The organism is Thermopolyspora sp. NPDC052614 (genome assembly GCF_040678635.1).
Classification (GTDB): Bacteria; Actinomycetota; Actinomycetes; order Streptosporangiales; family Streptosporangiaceae; genus Thermopolyspora.
Window position 1 is genome coordinate 80,308 of record NZ_JBFATZ010000009.1, and the last position, 16,133, is coordinate 96,440.

Consider the following 16,133-nt stretch of genomic DNA (forward strand, 5'->3'; position numbering starts at 1 on the left):
GTGATCTTTGCGTCCCGGTCGCTCCGGTACGGCGCAGCGGAACGTTCCCAAATTGTCAAGGCGCGAGTAAACCCGGGTGTTCGTCATCGGTTAACCAAGACATTCACTGTTGTTCATGTGACGGAAGGGATCAATGAGACAAGGTTTCTCCCCGGCAACCTCAACTGATCGATTGGAGCTTCTCGTGCATCCGACCGGCTCCCGGAAACAGTCCGGCCTGCCGTCCGAGAAACACTCCCGCGGTCGCTTCGCCGAGACCTTCGCCAGGCACACCCCCGAACCGCCGCGTGGCACGGTCCCCGTGACCCGGATGTGGACCGTGATGGCGGGTGCGGCGACCCTGGCCCTGGCCATGTTCGTGGCCGGTTCCGTCGTCTCCGGCGGCATCACTCTGACCAGCGGAGTCTCCGCCACGGGGCAGGCGCCCGATCCCGGGCGGAACGCCGCCGCGGTCGGCGCCCCCGGCCAGGCCGGCCCCGCGTCCCAGAACCAGAGCGACCCGCGCGGTGCCCCCGCGTCCGTCCGTCCCACGTTCGGCACCGCCGCGCCCTCGGCCGGGACCACGACCGGGCCGTGGGCGGAGCAGCCGCTGATCGCGCTGCCGTCGGCGACCCCGTCGCCCGACGGCCGTTCGATCGGCCTGGGGCCGATGAACACGATCAACGTGCAGCCGCCCGTGGTCCGGACGGTCACGGCCACGCCCTCGACGGCGGCCACGACGGCCACAGCCACCGCCACCGCCACGGCCCCCGCCGCGGCCACCACCAAGGCCACGCCCGCCGCCAAGGCCGCCGCCCGGTCGACGTCGCCCGCGCTCAAGGTAGGCCCGGCGACGCCCACGGCCGCCGTGACATCACCCGTTCCCACGGCCACGGTGACCGTCACCTCGACCCCCACCCCCAGCGCCACCTCCGTCACCACGGTGACCACCACCGTGACCCCGACCCCGCGGCCCACGACGGAGCGGGACAGTGACGGGTCCCGCGAGCGGAGCGGGCAGGGGAACGGGGCCGAGCCGCAGGCGAAACCCTCCAGCGAGAAGCAAACCGATGAGCAGGGGAAGCCGTCGGGCGAGCAGGGGAAGTCGACCGGCGAGCAGGAGAAGCCGTCGGGCGACCAGGAGAAGAAGCCCGAGGGCCAGAACACCGGTAACGACAGCGGCAGGCCCTTCGTGAAGTCCGTCCATGGCGTGCGGCTGGTGAGCCTCGCCTCGAACCAATGCGTCGACGCAGGCCGAGGCACCGACGGCACCCCGCTCACCCTGCAGCCGTGCTCGGGCGCGGCCTCGCAGCGGTGGGTGTTCCACCAGGACGGCACGATCCGCAGCAGCTCCGGCCTGTGCATGGACGTGGCGATGGCCAACACCGCCGACGGCACCACCATCCAGGTCGCCAACTGCAACAACGGCCCGGCCCAGCGCTTCGCGATCCAGGACGGCAGGCTCCAGTACCCGGCCGCGAGCAAGTGCGTGGACGCCAGGGCGAACGCCGCGTCGCTGCAACTGTGGGGCTGCGCGGACAGCGCCACCCAGAAATGGCGCAAGGCGTGACCCACACGCCGTGGCGAATAACCGCTCGACCGGCGCCGGGCGTGCCGTGCCGCCGCGCTTCTCCGCAATGAACCGGGTGAATCCTCGCGCGGTGGCATCCGCCGCCGGAAAACGCCGACGCCGTGCGCCGGAAACCTCGGCGCACGGTGCCGGTGAATAGCGCGGTCAAAAAAGACAAAAGGGCCGCCCCGACGCCGAAAGGCGCGGGGCGGCCGCGGTCTGTGCGGGCGTGATTCTCTCCGGGGCGTGGTTCGGCGAGCCCGTCCCCGCGGTGGAGCCGACGCCTGTGGTGCCGTCGGCGTGCCGGGGGCGTGCCAGGTGGAGGTGAAGCCCGGCGCGGATCGGGCACGGCGAATAGGAGGGTGGGGTGTCCACCCTCCTCTCGGTGTCAGGTCAGGCCGCCGGGGTCAGGTTGCCGGTGTGGAGCAGGATGTTCGGCGAGCCGGAGCCCGGGGTGGAGCCGACGCCTGTGGTGCCGTCGGCGTGCCGGGTGGAGGTGAAGCCCCGCGCGGATTGGCCACGGCGAACAGGAGGGTGGGGTGTCCGCCCTCCTCTCGGTGTCAGGTCAGGCCGCCGGGGTCAGGTTGCCGGTGTGGAGCAGGATGTTTGGCGAGCCGGAGCCCGGGGTGGAGCCCACGACTGTGGTGCCGTCGGTGTGCCGGGGGCGTGCCGGGTGGAGGTGAAGCCCCGCGCGGATCGGGCACGGCGAAAAGGAGGGTGGGGTGCCCACCCTCCTCTCGGTGTCAGGTCAGGTTGCCGGTGTGGAGCAGGATGTTCGGCGAGTCGGAGCCCGCGGTGCAGACCACGCCCGTGGTGCCCTGGCCGACGATCGTGTCGCGGTCGACGCGGCAGGGTACGCGCACCGAAACCGGCGGCACCGGGCGATCCCCGTACGGCGCGGGCCCGCCAAGGTGGCTGTGCCGTAACAGACCGCCTTGGTGGGAGGCAGTCGCGGTCGGCGGGGCGAGTAGCCGGGGGTGGCTGTGCCGTGACAGACCGCCTGGGATGCCGCGCCGGTCAGCGGGGTGAGTAGCCGAGGGCGGTGGACAGTTCTCGGGCGATCGTGAGGGTGCGGCGGCCGGCCTCGTCCAGGTGGGGGCCGAGGCGGGCCTTCGGGGCCGAGACGTTGATGGCTGCGACGATGAGGCCGCGGAAGTCCCGTACGGGGGCGGATACGCCGACCAGGCCGACCTCGAACTCCTCGTCCACGGCGGCGAAGCCGCGGTTGCGGATGGCGGCGACCTGGGCGAGCAGGTGGTCGAGCAGGGCGGCGGGGCGGTTTGTCTCCTGCAGCCACGTGGTGGCCCACGCGCGCAGGGTGTCCGGGGCCCAGTCGGACACGAGCACCCGTCCGGCCGACGTGAGCGGGGCGGGCACCGTCACGCCCTCCCAGCCGAGGGCGCGGAAGGCGTGCGAGGGCGCGACCGACAGCAGCGTCAGGACGCCGGAGCCGCGCAGCACGCACAGGTGCGCGGTCTCGTTGAGCGACGCCACCAACCGGCGCAGGTACGGCGCGGCCACGTGGGTGAGCCTCGCCTCCGCGGTGCGTGCCGCCATGGCGTACAGCCGCCAGCCCAGCCGGTAGGCGAGCGACTCGGGGTCCCGCTCGACCATGCCCTCGGCCTCCAGGCCGCGCAGGGCGCGGGACACCTGGCTCTTCTCACGTCCGAGCAGTTCGGCGATGCGGGTGACGCCGAGCCCGCCGTGGGCGTGCTCGGGCTGGGCGAGTAAGTCGACGATCTCCAGGTCACGGCGTAGGCCCGCCGAGGCTTGGGGGGTGGTCAAGGCGCAGCTCCGACTCTTGTTGCGATAGTTGCAACACCTATTGCACTGGTAGAAACCCACTATTAACGTGCACTCACTCCATTCGCAACAAATCGGAGGCAGCTCGTGACTCTCTACGAGTACATCGAGTCGCGCCGGGACGAGTTGCTCCTGGCCGCCGCCGAACACGCCCTCGTCGTGGCGCTGTCGATCCTGATCGCGACGATCATCGGCGTGGGGATCGGCGTCGCGGTGCACCGCAGGCCACGGCTCGCCGCGATCGCCGTCGGCACGTCCGGCGGATTCCTCACGATCCCGTCGTTCGCGCTGCTCGGCCTGCTGATCCCGCTGCTCGGCCTGGGCTGGGGGCCGACCGTGGTCGCCCTGGTGCTGTACTCGCTCCTGCCGATCGTGCGCAACACGATCGTGGGCCTGAACGGCGTGGACGCCGCGGTCGTGGAGGCCGGGCGCGGCATGGGCATGAGCGCGCGGCGGGTGATGGCGCGGGTGCAGCTTCCGCTGGCCTGGCCGGTCATCCTGGCGGGGATCCGCGTCTCCACCCAGATGATCGTCGGCATCGCGGCGATCGCCGCCTACGTCGCCGGCCCGGGGCTGGGCAACCAGATCTTCGACGGCCTCGCCCGCCTCGGCTCGGTGAACTCGCTCAACGCCGCGCTGGCGGGCACGCTCGGCGTGGTCCTGCTCGCCCTCGCCTTCGACCTGTTCTACCTCGTCGTCCGGCTGGTCACGACCCCGGGAGGACTTCGTGCTTGACCACATGACCGGGGGAGCCCGGATCGAGCTCGACAACCTCACCAAACGCTATCCGGGCCAGGACGCCCCCGCCGTGGAGAACGTCTCCATGGAGATCCCGGCGGGCGAGCTGGTCGTCTTCGTCGGCCCCTCGGGGTGCGGCAAGACCACCACGATGAAGATGATCAACCGGCTGATCGAGCCGACCTCCGGCAGCATCCGGATCGGCGGCGAGGACGTGCTCGCGCTGCCGCCCGACGAGCTGCGCCGGCACATCGGGTACGTCATCCAGCAGATCGGCCTGTTCCCGCACCTGACGATCGCCGAGAACATCGCCCTCGTGCCGAACCTGCTGCGCTGGCCCAAGGCGAAGATCCAGGCTCGGGTCGACGAGCTGCTCACGCTCGTCGGGCTCGATGCGGGGACGTACGCGGGCCGGTACCCCAAGCAGCTGTCCGGCGGGCAGCAGCAGCGCGTCGGCGTGGCGCGGGCGCTCGCCGCCGACCCGCCCGTCATGCTCATGGACGAGCCGTTCGGCGCCACCGACCCGATCACCCGCGAGCGCCTGCAGAACGAGTTCCTCCGCCTGCAGCGCGAGCTGCGCAAGACGATCATCTTCGTCACCCACGACTTCGAGGAGGCGGTGAAGCTCGGCGACCGCATCGCCGTGCTGCGCGAGCGGTCGCGCATCGCCCAGTACGACACCCCGGCCCGGATCCTGGCGAATCCGGCCGACGACTACGTGGCGAGCTTCGTCGGCGGCGACGCCACGCTCAAGCGGCTCGCGCTCATCACCGTGGCCGAGCTGAGGCCGCGCCCGGGTGACGCCGCGGGGCTGCCCCACGTCCCGGGTACGGCCACGCTGCGCCAGGCGCTCGACGTGATGGTGGCGAACGCCGTACAGGAGGTGGCGTGCGACGGCGGGACGCTGACGTTCGCCGAGATCTGCGCCGCGGCCGGTCGGGCGGTGTCCGGTGTCCGCTGAACGCATCCGGCGCGTCGTGGCGATGCCCGTCGCGCTCGCCGCCGTGCTGGCGCTGCTGTACCTGTGGGTGAGCGGGCAGGAGCTCGACTCCATCGAGCTGCGCACGCTCAACTCCGAGTACCTCGCCGCGCGGGTCGCCGAGCACCTGCGGCTCACCGCGCTCGCCCTCCTGCTCGTCGTGATCATCGCCATCCCGCTCGGCGTGCTGCTGTCGCGGCCGGCGGCCCGGTGGCTGAGCCCGGTCGTGCTCGGGCTGGCCAATCTGGGGCAGGCCACGCCCGCGATCGGGCTGCTGGTGCTGCTCACCATCCTGTTCGGCGTCGGCTTCACGATCGCGATGATCGGCCTGGTCGCCTACGCCGTGCTGCCCGTGCTGCGCAACACGATCGTCGGCATCCGGCAGGTGGATCCCGCGCTCGTCGAGGCGGCGCGCGGGATGGGCATGACCCGCGGCCAGGTGCTGTGGCGGGTCGAGCTCAAGCTGGCGATCCCGGTCATCCTCGCCGGGCTGCGCACCGCGCTGATCATGGCGGTCGGCGTGGCCACCCTCGCGACGTTCGTCAACGCCGGCGGGCTCGGCGACATCATCGTCAACGGCATCAAGCTCAACCGTACGCCGGTGCTGATCACCGGCAGCGTCCTCACCGCGTGCATCGCGTTCCTCGTCGACTGGGTCGGCGGGGTGGCCGAGGACTTCCTCCGCCCGAAGGGCATCTGAAACACCCCCTGGAGTGCACCATGCTCAAACCACGCCATTTCGTCGTGGGCATCCTCGCCCTCGCGCTCACCGCCTGCGGATCCGGCGGCGGTCAGGCCGAGCAGGGCAGCCTCGGTAAGGAGCTGCAGGGCGCCACGTTCACCGTCGGCTCCAAGGACTTCTCCGAGTCGATCATCCTCGGCCACATCACCATGGAGATGCTGCGGGCGCACGGGGCCACGGTGAACGACAAGACCAACATCAAGGGCTCCACCAACACCCGTACCGCCATGACCTCGGGCAACATCGACATGTACTGGGAGTACACCGGCACCGGCTGGATCACCTACCTCAAGCAGACCCAGCCCATCCCGGACCCGCGGCAGCAGTACGACGCCGTCGCCAAGGAGGACCTGGCCTCCAACAAGGTCGTCTGGGGCAAGCCGGCGCCGCTCAACAACACCTACGCCTTCGCCGTACGCAAGGAGAAGGCCGCCGAACTCGGCGTGACCAAGCTCTCCGACCTCGCCGGCCTCGCCAAGAGCAAGCCGCAGGAGGCCACGTTCTGCATCGAGAGCGAGTTCTCCACCCGCGACGACGGCTGGCCCGGCCTGCTCAAGACGTACGGGATCGAGGTTCCCAAGGACAACGTGAAGATGGTCGACACCGGTGTGATCTACACCGAGACGCAGAAGGGGGAGACCTGCAACTTCGGCGAGGTCTTCGCCACCGACGGCCGCATCGCCTCGCTCGGCCTCACCGTCCTGCAGGACGACAAGCACTTCTTCCCCGTCTACAACGCCGCGCTCACCCTGCGGCAGGACACCGCGACCAAGTACCCGCAGGTGCTGCAGTACCTGGACCCGGTCGCGGCCAAGCTCACCGACGAGGTCATGCAGCAGCTCAACGCCCAGGTGGACGCCGAGGGCCAAAAGCCCGAGAAGGTCGCCCACGACTGGCTGGTCAAGGAGGGCTTCCTCAAGTGACGATGCGGATCGGGGAGAGTTTCATCGGCGAGGGGGCGGAGGCCGCGCACGTCAACACCGTGCTCGGCGCCCGCTCCGGCCCGGTCGGTACGGCCTGGGCCACCGCGCTGGCCACGCCGAGCGCGGGCCACGCCCCCTTCGTCGCGGTGGTGCGGCCCGGCGTACCGGCCCGGCCCGCCACCCTCTTCGTCAACAAGGCCGCGATCGAGTCGGACCGGCACGCCGAGCTGACCTGGGGCGCGGCCCAGGCGGGCGTCGCCGCGGGCGTGCTCGACGCGGTCGCCGAGGGCCTCGTGGCCGACCCCGACGACCTCGTGCTGATCGCGGCGGTCTGGGTGAACCCGAAGGCCGCCGACGCCGACCTCGTCTACGCCAACAACCGCGCGGCCACCCGCGAGGCCATCCGGGCGGGGGCGACGAACACCCCGTCCGTCGCCGACGCGCTCGCCGTACGGCACGCGCCGAGCAATCCGTTCTACACACCATCGGGGGACATGTGAAGATCACCGCCATCCGGCTCGACCGGATGCGCCTGCCGCTCGACCCGCCGTTCAACGCCGCCTGGGATCCCGTGCCGCGCACCTGGTTCGACGCGACCCTGGTGACGGTGGAGACCGACGAGGGCGTGACCGGGTACGGCTCCGGCGACACGATGGACGGCTTCGAGGCCTACGAGCACCTCTTCCTCGGCCGGGACCCGCTCGCCATCGTCAACCACGTCAAGACGCTGGAGACGGTGAACTTCCACGCCGGCCGGTACTGGCCGCTGGAGGCCGCGCTGTGGGACATCCTCGGCAAGGTGACCGGCCGGCCCGTCGCCGGGCTGTTCGGCGGCGCGACCGACCGGGTGTCCGCCTACGCCTCGTTCGGCGAGCTCAAGCCGCCCGCCGAGCGGGCCGAGGCGGCGCTCGCCGCCAAGGAGGCCGGATTCCGCGCCATGAAGATCCGCATCTCCCGGGACCGGCTCGCCCAGGGCGTGGAGACCGTACGCGCCACCCGCGAGGCCGTCGGCCCGGACATCGCGATCATGGTGGATCTCAACCAGTCCTGGCGCATGTCCGGCGACATCGAGCCCGCCCTCGACCTCGCCTCGGTCCGCCGGGTCGCCGTCGAGCTCGCCGAGCTCGACGTGCTGTGGCTGGAGGAGCCGCTGCCGCAGTACGACGTCGAAGGCGTGCGGACCGTGCGCGCCCAGACCGGCATCCGGGTCGCCGGCGGCGAGATGGTGCGAACCATGCCCGAGCTGCTGCACCTGCTGGAGTGCGACGCCCTCGACGTCTACCAGCCGGACGTGGTGCTGTCGGTCGGCATGCTGCGCGCCCGGACCATCGCCGAGCTCGCCTTCGTCAAGCACCGCTGGTTCACCCCGCACACCTGGAGCAACGGGCTGGGCGTGCTCGCCAACCTGCACGTGGTGGCCGGGGTCGGCGGCGGGCCGTACGTGGAGTTCCCCTACGACCCGCCCGGGTGGACGCCGCAGCGGCGCGACTTCTTCCTCGCGCAGCCGATCGAGGTCGACTCCGAGGGCTACCTCGCGGTGCCCGGCGTGCCGGGGCTCGGCGCCGAGATCGACCACGAGGCGGTACGGCGCTGGAGGATCGGATGAACCTCGATATCACCACCGGGCTGTTCATCGACGGCGACCACACGCCCGCGTCCGACGGCGGGGCCTTCCCCACCGTCAACCCCGCGAACGGCACCGAGATCGCCCGGGTCGCCGCCGGCACCGCCGAGGACGTGGACCGGGCGGTGCGCGCCGCCCGGGCCGCCTTCGACGACGGCCGCTGGTCCCGGGCGACGCCCCGGCACCGCAAGCAGGCGCTGCTGCGCTTGGCCGAGCTGGTGCGGGAGCACACCGAGCAGCTCGCCGAGCTGGAGACGCTCGATGTGGGCAAGCCGCTCGCCGAGTCGCGCCGCGTCGACGTCGCCGGCGCCGCGAACTGCCTGCAGTGGTACGGCGAGGCCGCCGACAAGACCTACGACGAGATCGCCCCGACCGGCCCGGGCGCGCTCGCCATGATCACCCGCGAGCCGCTCGGCGTCGTCGGCGCCGTGGTTCCGTGGAACTACCCGCTGATCATCACCGCGTGGAAGATCGCCCCGGCGCTGGCGACCGGCAACTCCGTGGTGCTCAAGCCCGCCGAGCAGTCCTCCCTGTCGGCGCTGCTGCTCGCCCGGCTCGCCGTCGAGGCCGGCATCCCCGCCGGGGTGCTCAACGTCGTCCCCGGGCTCGGCCAGGTCGCCGGTCAGGCGCTCGGCCTCCACCCGGACGTGGACAAGATCGCCTTCACCGGCTCGCCCGAGGTCGGCCGCAGGTTCCTGCAGTACGCCGGCCGGTCCAACGGCAAGCAGGTCTCCCTGGAGCTGGGCGGCAAGTCGCCGCAGGTCGTGCTCGCCGACTGCCCGGACCTGACCGCCGCGGCCGAGGCGATCGCGTGGGGCATCTTCTACAACGCCGGCCAGACCTGCAACGCGGGATCCCGGCTGCTCGTCGACTCCCGCGTGCACGACGAGCTGCTCGCCGAGGTGGTGAAGGTCGCCGAGTCGATCGTGGTCGGCGACCCGCTCGACCCGGCCACCCAGATGGGTCCGGTCGCCGACCAGGGCCAGCTCGACCGGGTGCTCGGCTACCTCGCCGAGCCCGCGGGCGACGTCGTCACCGGCGGCACCCGGATCCGGCCGGAGTCCGGCGGCTACTTCGTCGCCCCCACGGTGATCGACGGCGTCGACAACGCCTCCCGCATCGCCCAGGAGGAGGTCTTCGGCCCGGTCCTGGTGACCACCGTGTTCACCTCCGAGGACGAGGCGGTACGGCTCGCCAACCAGACCCGCTACGGCCTCGCCGCCGCCGTCTGGACCCGTGACCTCGGCAAGGCGCACCGGATCGCCCGCGAGCTGCGCGCCGGGACCGTGTGGGTGAACACCTTCGACGCCGGCGACGTGATGACCCCGTTCGGCGGGTTCAAGGACTCCGGCAGCGGCCGGGACAGGTCCCTGCACGCGCTCGACGCCTACACCGCACTCAAGACCACCTGGATCGACCTGGAGCGCTCGTGAGAATCGCGTTCATCGGCCTGGGCAACATGGGCGGGCCGATGGCCCGCAACCTGGTCGCCGCAGGATACGACCTCGCCGTACACGACATCCGGCCCGACGCCGCCATCGACGGCGCGACCTGGGCGGCGAGCCCCGCCGAGGCCGGCGCCGGCCGCGACGTGGCGATCACCATGCTGCCGACGCCCCGCCACGTGGAGGCCGTGCTCCTCGGGCCGGACGGCCTGCTCGACGCGCTCGCTCCGGGCGCGGTCTGGATCGACATGTCCACCTCGGTGCCCGAGGTCGCCGACCGGGTGCGCCGGGCGGCCGAGCCGCGCGGCGTGCATGTGCTCGACGCCCCCGTGTCCGGCATGGCGGTCGGCGCGAAGGCGGGAACGCTCCAGATCTTCGTCGGCGGCGACCCGGAGGTGTACGCGCGGGTGCGCCCGGTGCTGGAGGTGATGGGCGACCCCGAGCGCATCATGCGGGTCGGCGGCCACGGCGCGGGATACACCGTCAAACTGATGATCAATCTGTTGTGGTTCGCGCACTTGGTCGCCACCACCGAGGTGCTGGCGATCGGCACCAGCGCCGGCGTCGATCTCGCCGTGCTGCGCGACGCCCTGCAGGCGAGCCCCGCCGCCAGCAACTTCCTCGGCCGCGACGTGCTGTCGGTGCTGGAACGCGGCGACTACGACGAGTCCTTCGCGCTCGCCCTCGCCTGCAAGGACCTCGGCCTCGCCGTCGATCTCGCCCGCGAGGTCAAGGTGCCCGCCGAACTGTCCGCCCTGGTCGAGCAGGTGTTCCGGCGCGCCCGCCGCGCCTACGGGGACCGCGCCGGCGAGATGGCGCCGATGCGGCTCTGGGAGGACCTGCTCGACTCACCTCTTCGACTCACCACCCAGGGGGCCTGATGCTCACCCTCACACCGATGCCGATCGCCCACGTCGGGGCGGGCGCCGTACGCATGCTCGGCGAGCTCGCCGAGAACCGCCGGGTGCTCATCGTCACCGACCCGGGGATCGCGGCGACGCCGGTGCTGCCCGCCGTACAGGAGCAGGTGCCGCAGGCGGCGGCCTTCACCGGGGTGCACGCCAACCCGACCACCGACGACATCGCCGCGGGCGCGCAGGCGGCGCAGGAGTGCTCCGCCGAGCTGATCGTGGCGGTCGGCGGCGGCTCGTCGATCGATGCCGCCAAGGGCGTCGCGCTCGCCGCCGTCAACCCGCAGCGCGGCCGCGACCTCGACTACCGCAACGAGTACGGCGCGTCCGCCCTGCCGATCATCGCCGTGCCCACGACCGCCGGCACCGGGGCCGAGACCAACGCCTTCGGCGTCATCACCGACGTGGAGACCCACCGCAAGTTCTACGTCGGGCACGCCACGGCGCTGCCCCGGGCCGCGGTGCTCGACCCCGAGCTCACCCTCGGCCTGCCGCCGGGCCCGACCGCCGCGACCGGCATGGACGCGCTCACCCACGCCCTTGAGTCGTTCTCGTCGGTGCGCGCCAACCCCTGGTCGGACGGGATCGCGCTGCAGGTGATCCGGATGGTCTCGGCGAACCTGCCGCGGGCCGTCGCCGACGGCGCCGACCTGGAGGCGCGCGAGCGGATGCTGCTCGCCGCGCACATGGCCGGGGTCGGCATGGCCGCGACCGGGCTCGGCATCTGCCACGGCATCGGCCACCCGCTGGGCGGCCGGTTCGACATCGCGCACGGCGTCGCGCTCACGCTGCTGCTGCCGTACGTGCTCCGCTTCAACCTGGAGGTACGGCTGGCGCGCACCGCCCAGGTGGCGTTCGCGCTCGGCGTCGGCGACACCGCCAAGTCCGACGAGCGGAACGCCGAGGCGGCGATCGACGCGGTCGCGGCCCTCGCCGAGCGCGTCGGGCTCACCTCCCGCCTCGGCGACCACGGGGTCACGCCGGACGACTTCCCGATGCTCGCCAAGGACGCGCTCGACGACGAGGTGATGGCGAACACGCCGCGGTTCCCGACCGAGGAGGACATCGTCGGCATCCTGGCGGCGGCATGCTGACCGACCTGTTCATCGACGGCACCCCGGTCCCTGCGGCGCGGCGTTTCGAGGTGGAGAACCCGGCCACCGGCGCGGTGGTCGCCACCGTGTCCGACGCCACCGCCGCGGACGCGCTGCGGGCGCTCGACGCCGCCTGCGCCTCCTCATGGGCGTCGGTGCCGCCCCGCGAGCGGGGCGAGATCCTGCGCCGGGCGTACGAGCTGATGGTCGAGCGCGCCGACGAGCTGGCCGAGCTGGCCTCGCTGGAACTGGGCCGACCGATCGCCGAGTCGCGGGCCGAGGTGGCCTACGCCGCGGAGTTCCTGCGCTGGTTCGCCGAGGAGGCGGTGCGGATCACCGGCGACTACCGGCTCGCGCCGTCCGGGGATTACCGGATCGTGGTGACCGCCGAGCCCGTCGGCCCCTGCTACCTGATCACGCCGTGGAACTTCCCGCTCGCCATGGTCACCCGCAAGATCGGCCCCGCGCTCGCGGCGGGCTGCACGGTGGTGCTCAAGCCCGCCGAGGCCACCCCGCTGTGCGCGCTCGCCCTCGCCGACCTGCTCGCCGCGGCCGGGGTGCCCGCCGGAGCGGTGAACGTGCTGCCCTGCTCGTCCCCGGTGGAGGTCACCGCGGCGCTGCTCGGCGACGGGCGGCTGCGCAAGCTGTCCTTCACCGGCTCTACCGCCGTGGGCAAGACGCTGCTGCGGCAGAGCGCCGACGGGGTGCTGCGCACCTCGATGGAACTGGGCGGCAACGCGCCGTTCCTGGTGCTCGCCGACGCGTCGGTGCCGGACGCGATCGAGGGCGCGCTGGTGGCGAAGATGCGCAACTCCGGCCAGTCCTGCGTGGCGGCGAACCGGTTCCTCGTCTACGAGTCGGTGGCGGCCGAGTTCACCGAGGGCCTGGTCGCGCGGATGGCGGCGCTGACGGAGTACGGCCCGCTGGTGAGCGCGGCGGCCCGGGAGCGGGTGCACGGCCTGGTGGGGAGGTACAGCGGCAAGGTGCTGCTGGGCGGGGAGATCCCGGACGGGCCTGGATACTTCTACCCGCCCACGGTGATCGCGGACGCCCCGCCCGTCGACGAGGAGATCTTCGGCCCGGTCGCCCCGATCACGGTGTTCTCCGACGAGGACGCCATGATCGAGGCGGCCAACGCGACCCCGGCCGGCCTCGTGGCCTTCGTGTACACCCGCTCCCGCGGCCTGCAGGTCGCCGATGCCCTCCAGGCGGGCATGGTGGGCATCAACCGGGGCCTGGTGTCGAACCCGGCCGCTCCCTTCGGCGGGATCAAGGAGTCGGGTCTCGGCCGTGAGGGGGGTTTCGAGGGCATTCATGAGTATCTGGAGGTGAAGTACCTCGCCCTGGGGTCCTGACCTGGGGTGTGGCGGCCTCCGGCGTGGCGCCGGAGGCCGCCGCATCATTCATGGGGCCCGCGGTACGGCTCGTCGTGTGCCCGGTGGCGAGGCCGGGCCTGGCGGCCGGGACGTCGCCGCCGCCGGGGTCGACGAGGTGGATGAGATGGGGTGTTCGGCGGCCTCGGCGTCCTGGGCATCCTCGGCGGCGGGCCGATCCGGAGTTGGGCGGAGGGGCGTACGAGACAGCAGGGTGCCCGTCGGTCGTTGGTGGAGGCCGCGTCACCAGCGTTGATCGCCTCCCGCGCAGGCAGGCGTCGCACTTCCCGGTACTACCAGTAGGGAAGCTTGATTTTTCTGACAGATCGACCTTACTATCGCTACGCTGTACTATTTACAGTTAATCGGCCTATTTGTGAGGTATGTCGTGACTGTGTGGCTTGTTGCACGGCTGCACGTCGATCTTTGCCGCCTCACCAGCTCCCTCTGTAGCTGACCAGCGCTTCGAAGAACACCCAACCCCCTCACCCCATCCGCGTGCCTATTTCGGCATGCCGTCATTCGGAGCCTCGTCATGAAGAGATTCTCCTTCTCCCTGCAGTTGCTCCTGGGCCTGGTCGTGGGAGCGGCCCTCGGGTTCGTCGCCCGCGCCTGGGACATCAGCTGGCTCGCCGACACCCTCACCGAGGTCGGCACCATCTTCGTCCAGCTCCTCAAGCTGGCGGTGGCGCCGCTGGTCTTCACCGCCGTGGTGGTCAGCGTCGCCAACCTCGGCAACGTCACGGGCGCGGCCAGGCTCGCCGGCAAGACGCTGCTGTGGTTCATGGCCACCGCCCTGATCGCCGTCGTGATCGGCATCGCCCTCGGCCTGATCATCAACCCCGGCCAGGGCGTCACCCTCGACACGTCGCAGGCACGGGCGCCCGAGCACACCGGTAGCTGGGTCGACTTCCTCACCGGGATCATCCCGACGAACGTCGTCACCGCGTTCTCCGAGCTCAACGTCCTCCAGATCGTCTTCCTCGGCATCGTGCTCGGCGCGGCGGCCCTCGCGCTCGGCGAGAAGGCCGAGCCGTTCCTCAACCTCAGCCGGTCCGTCCTCGATCTGGTGCAGAAGGCGCTGTGGTGGGTGATCCGCCTCGCCCCGATCGGCACCGCCGGTCTCATCGGCAAGTCGGTCGCGACGTACGGGTGGGACCTGCTCGCGCCGCTGACCCGGCTCACCATCGGCGTCTACGTCGGCTGCCTCATCGTCCTGGTCGCCGTCTACCCGGCGCTGCTCGCCGGAGTCGGCAAGGTCAACCCGGTCACGTTCTACCGCAACGCCTGGCCCGCGATCGAGCTCGCCTTCGTCTCCCGCTCCTCGGTCGGCACGCTGCCGCTCACCCAGAAGGTCACGATCGAGCGCCTCGGCGTCGACCGCGACTACGCCTCCTTCGCCGTGCCGTTCGGCGCCACCACGAAGATGGACGGCTGCGCCTCGATCTACCCGGCACTCGCGGCGATCTTCGTGGCGCAGGTGTTCGACGTGCCGCTCGGGTTCGGCGACTACCTGCTGATCGCCTTCGTCTCGGTGGTCGGCTCGGCCGCGACCGCCGGCCTCACCGGCGCGATCGTCATGCTCACGCTGACGCTCACCACGCTCGGCCTGCCGCTGGAGGGCGTCGGCCTGCTGCTCGCCATCGACCCGATCCTCGACATGATCCGCACCGCGACCAACGTCACCGGGCAGATCGTGGTCCCGGTCCTCGTCGCCCGCAGCGAGCGCCGTCTCGACGACGCGGTGCTCAACACCCCGCCGCAGCCGCTCGACACCGCCCCGGCGCCCGCGCCGTCCCGGGTCGGCGAATCGGTCGCCTGACCACCTCGACACCGCGGCCGGGATCGCCCGCACAGGGCGACCCGGCCGCACGCATTTGTTCAGGTCCATTCGGTACGGAACCCATCTCCGGCTGAGGAGGAGGCCGTGCGCGCGGACCAGCGTTAGAACGAGATCGCTGTCGATGTGGATTTCCGCCGCCGCCAGATGGCCATAGGGGCACGGTAACGCGGGTGGCCGTGCAGACACGGCGTCGGCTTGTTAGTATCGAACAGTCTTAGATATATCGAGGAAGGATCGTCATGGCACGCGGCGCGTGGTTACTGGAACGGCTGCTGGTGCAGGGAACGGCCACCGCGGTCGAGGACATCGAAGGCCGATGGCGGCGCATCCGGCTGGAAGGGGTCGGCGGGCTCGACTGGGAACCGGGCCAACACGTGCGAGTACAGGTGGGGGAGCTGTCCTTACGGGCCGCTCGGGACATGCTGCGCACCTACACGGTCTGGGACTACGACGGCGACGCTCTGGAACTACGGGTGTTCGAGCACGGCGAAGGCCCAGGGGCACGGTGGGCCAGGGAGTTGGAGGTGGGCGCCCAGGTGATGTTCAGGGCCCCCGAAGGAGGGTTCACCGTACGGCAGGGCGCGGCAGGTCATGTGTTCGTCGGCGAGGAGACGGCGTCGGTGGCGTTCGGCGCCATGATGCGGTCCCTCAACGGACGGGCCCGGGCCATCGTGGAGGTGAGCGACCCCGCTGACCGGCTCCCGATCGGCGGCGACGTGCAATGGATCGACCGCGGCACCGAGTCCGCCTACGACTCCAAACGCCTGGTCGAGGCCGTCGCCGCACTGGAAGGACTCACCCCGGGCACCGTCGTCTACCTCGCCGGCGAGGCGAAGACCTGCCAGTCCGTCAAGCGCCACCTGCTGCACGACCGAAACTGGCCACGCCGCGACATCGTGGTCAAACCCTTCTGGACCCCGGGCCGACGCGGAATGGACTGACCCAACCGTATTCATGGTGTGCATTCATGATGTGCGCCGAAACCCGGTTGTGGGCTTCGCCGTCGCTCCTTACGGTCGGGACCGCTACCATCTCGACGCGCTGACCGGGCGGTTCGAGGCGCGGCGCACAGTAGTCCGGGACGGCCGCGCTCGGCGCGACGCTGCGTC

At 71.4% G+C, this 16,133-nt stretch carries 16 protein-coding genes; 14 read left to right on the forward strand and 2 right to left on the reverse strand.

Features of this window, described 5'->3' with window-relative positions:
- Positions 1–184 precede the first annotated feature (184 nt).
- Positions 185–1,549 (forward strand): RICIN domain-containing protein, encoded by a 1,365-nt coding sequence (locus AB0K60_RS20470; RefSeq protein WP_364056992.1) that lies wholly within the window; start codon positions 185–187, stop codon positions 1,547–1,549.
- Positions 1,550–2,292: 743 nt separating this feature from the next.
- Here AB0K60_RS20470 and AB0K60_RS20475 read toward each other — a convergent pair.
- Both AB0K60_RS20475 and AB0K60_RS20480 read right to left on the reverse strand, forming a co-directional pair.
- Complete coding sequence (locus AB0K60_RS20475; RefSeq protein WP_364056995.1) at positions 2,293–2,427, reverse strand: hypothetical protein; 135 nt, start codon at positions 2,425–2,427, stop codon at positions 2,293–2,295.
- Positions 2,428–2,566: 139 nt separating this feature from the next.
- On the reverse strand, positions 2,567–3,334 hold the full coding sequence (locus tag AB0K60_RS20480) for an IclR family transcriptional regulator (protein ID WP_364056998.1): 768 nt from the start codon (positions 3,332–3,334) through the stop codon (positions 2,567–2,569).
- Between the two features lie 105 nt (positions 3,335–3,439).
- On the opposite strand from AB0K60_RS20480, the gene AB0K60_RS20485 reads away from it, so the two are divergent.
- The 13 genes from AB0K60_RS20485 to AB0K60_RS20545 all read left to right on the forward strand — a co-directional run bounded on the left by AB0K60_RS20485 (position 3,440) and on the right by AB0K60_RS20545 (position 15,965).
- Positions 3,440–4,087 (forward strand): ABC transporter permease, encoded by a 648-nt coding sequence (locus AB0K60_RS20485; protein WP_364057001.1) that lies wholly within the window; start codon positions 3,440–3,442, stop codon positions 4,085–4,087.
- A complete protein-coding gene (locus tag AB0K60_RS20490) occupies positions 4,080–5,051 on the forward strand; it encodes an ABC transporter ATP-binding protein (protein WP_364057004.1) in 972 nt (323 codons plus the stop codon). Before AB0K60_RS20485 ends, AB0K60_RS20490 begins: the two co-directional genes overlap by 8 nt.
- A complete protein-coding gene (locus AB0K60_RS20495; RefSeq protein ID WP_364057007.1) occupies positions 5,041–5,769 on the forward strand; it encodes an ABC transporter permease in 729 nt (242 codons plus the stop codon). The genes AB0K60_RS20490 and AB0K60_RS20495 overlap by 11 nt, the downstream gene beginning before the upstream one ends.
- Positions 5,770–5,789: 20 nt before the next feature.
- Positions 5,790–6,734 (forward strand): glycine betaine ABC transporter substrate-binding protein, encoded by a 945-nt coding sequence (locus tag AB0K60_RS20500; RefSeq protein WP_364057010.1) that lies wholly within the window; start codon positions 5,790–5,792, stop codon positions 6,732–6,734.
- Between the two features lie 2 nt (positions 6,735–6,736).
- A complete protein-coding gene (gene fae / locus AB0K60_RS20505) occupies positions 6,737–7,234 on the forward strand; it encodes a formaldehyde-activating enzyme (RefSeq protein ID WP_364057623.1) in 498 nt (165 codons plus the stop codon).
- On the forward strand, positions 7,231–8,340 hold the full coding sequence (locus AB0K60_RS20510) for a mandelate racemase/muconate lactonizing enzyme family protein (protein WP_364057013.1): 1,110 nt from the start codon (positions 7,231–7,233) through the stop codon (positions 8,338–8,340). The genes fae and AB0K60_RS20510 overlap by 4 nt, the downstream gene beginning before the upstream one ends.
- Complete coding sequence (locus AB0K60_RS20515) at positions 8,337–9,791, forward strand: aldehyde dehydrogenase (protein WP_364057016.1); 1,455 nt, start codon at positions 8,337–8,339, stop codon at positions 9,789–9,791. The genes AB0K60_RS20510 and AB0K60_RS20515 overlap by 4 nt, the downstream gene beginning before the upstream one ends.
- Positions 9,788–10,684, forward strand: coding sequence for an NAD(P)-dependent oxidoreductase (locus tag AB0K60_RS20520; RefSeq protein WP_364057019.1), 897 nt, complete (start codon positions 9,788–9,790; stop codon positions 10,682–10,684). Before AB0K60_RS20515 ends, AB0K60_RS20520 begins: the two co-directional genes overlap by 4 nt.
- A gap of 17 nt (positions 10,685–10,701) precedes the next feature.
- A complete protein-coding gene (locus tag AB0K60_RS20525; RefSeq protein WP_364057022.1) occupies positions 10,702–11,808 on the forward strand; it encodes an iron-containing alcohol dehydrogenase in 1,107 nt (368 codons plus the stop codon).
- The gene (locus AB0K60_RS20530; protein ID WP_364057025.1) at positions 11,802–13,163 is read left to right on the forward strand and encodes an NAD-dependent succinate-semialdehyde dehydrogenase; all 1,362 of its coding nucleotides are present in this window, start codon (positions 11,802–11,804) and stop codon (positions 13,161–13,163) included. Before AB0K60_RS20525 ends, AB0K60_RS20530 begins: the two co-directional genes overlap by 7 nt.
- Before the next feature lie 412 nt (positions 13,164–13,575).
- Positions 13,576–13,638 carry a putative leader peptide gene (locus AB0K60_RS20535; protein WP_364057625.1) on the forward strand — a complete coding sequence of 21 codons (63 nt, stop codon included), beginning with the start codon at positions 13,576–13,578 and terminating at the stop codon, positions 13,636–13,638.
- Between the two features lie 78 nt (positions 13,639–13,716).
- Positions 13,717–15,003, forward strand: a complete 1,287-nt coding sequence (locus tag AB0K60_RS20540) for a dicarboxylate/amino acid:cation symporter (RefSeq protein WP_364057028.1) — start codon at positions 13,717–13,719, stop codon at positions 15,001–15,003.
- A 260-nt stretch (positions 15,004–15,263) separates the two neighbouring features.
- Positions 15,264–15,965 (forward strand): siderophore-interacting protein, encoded by a 702-nt coding sequence (locus AB0K60_RS20545; protein WP_364057031.1) that lies wholly within the window; start codon positions 15,264–15,266, stop codon positions 15,963–15,965.
- Positions 15,966–16,133: the final 168 nt, after the last annotated feature.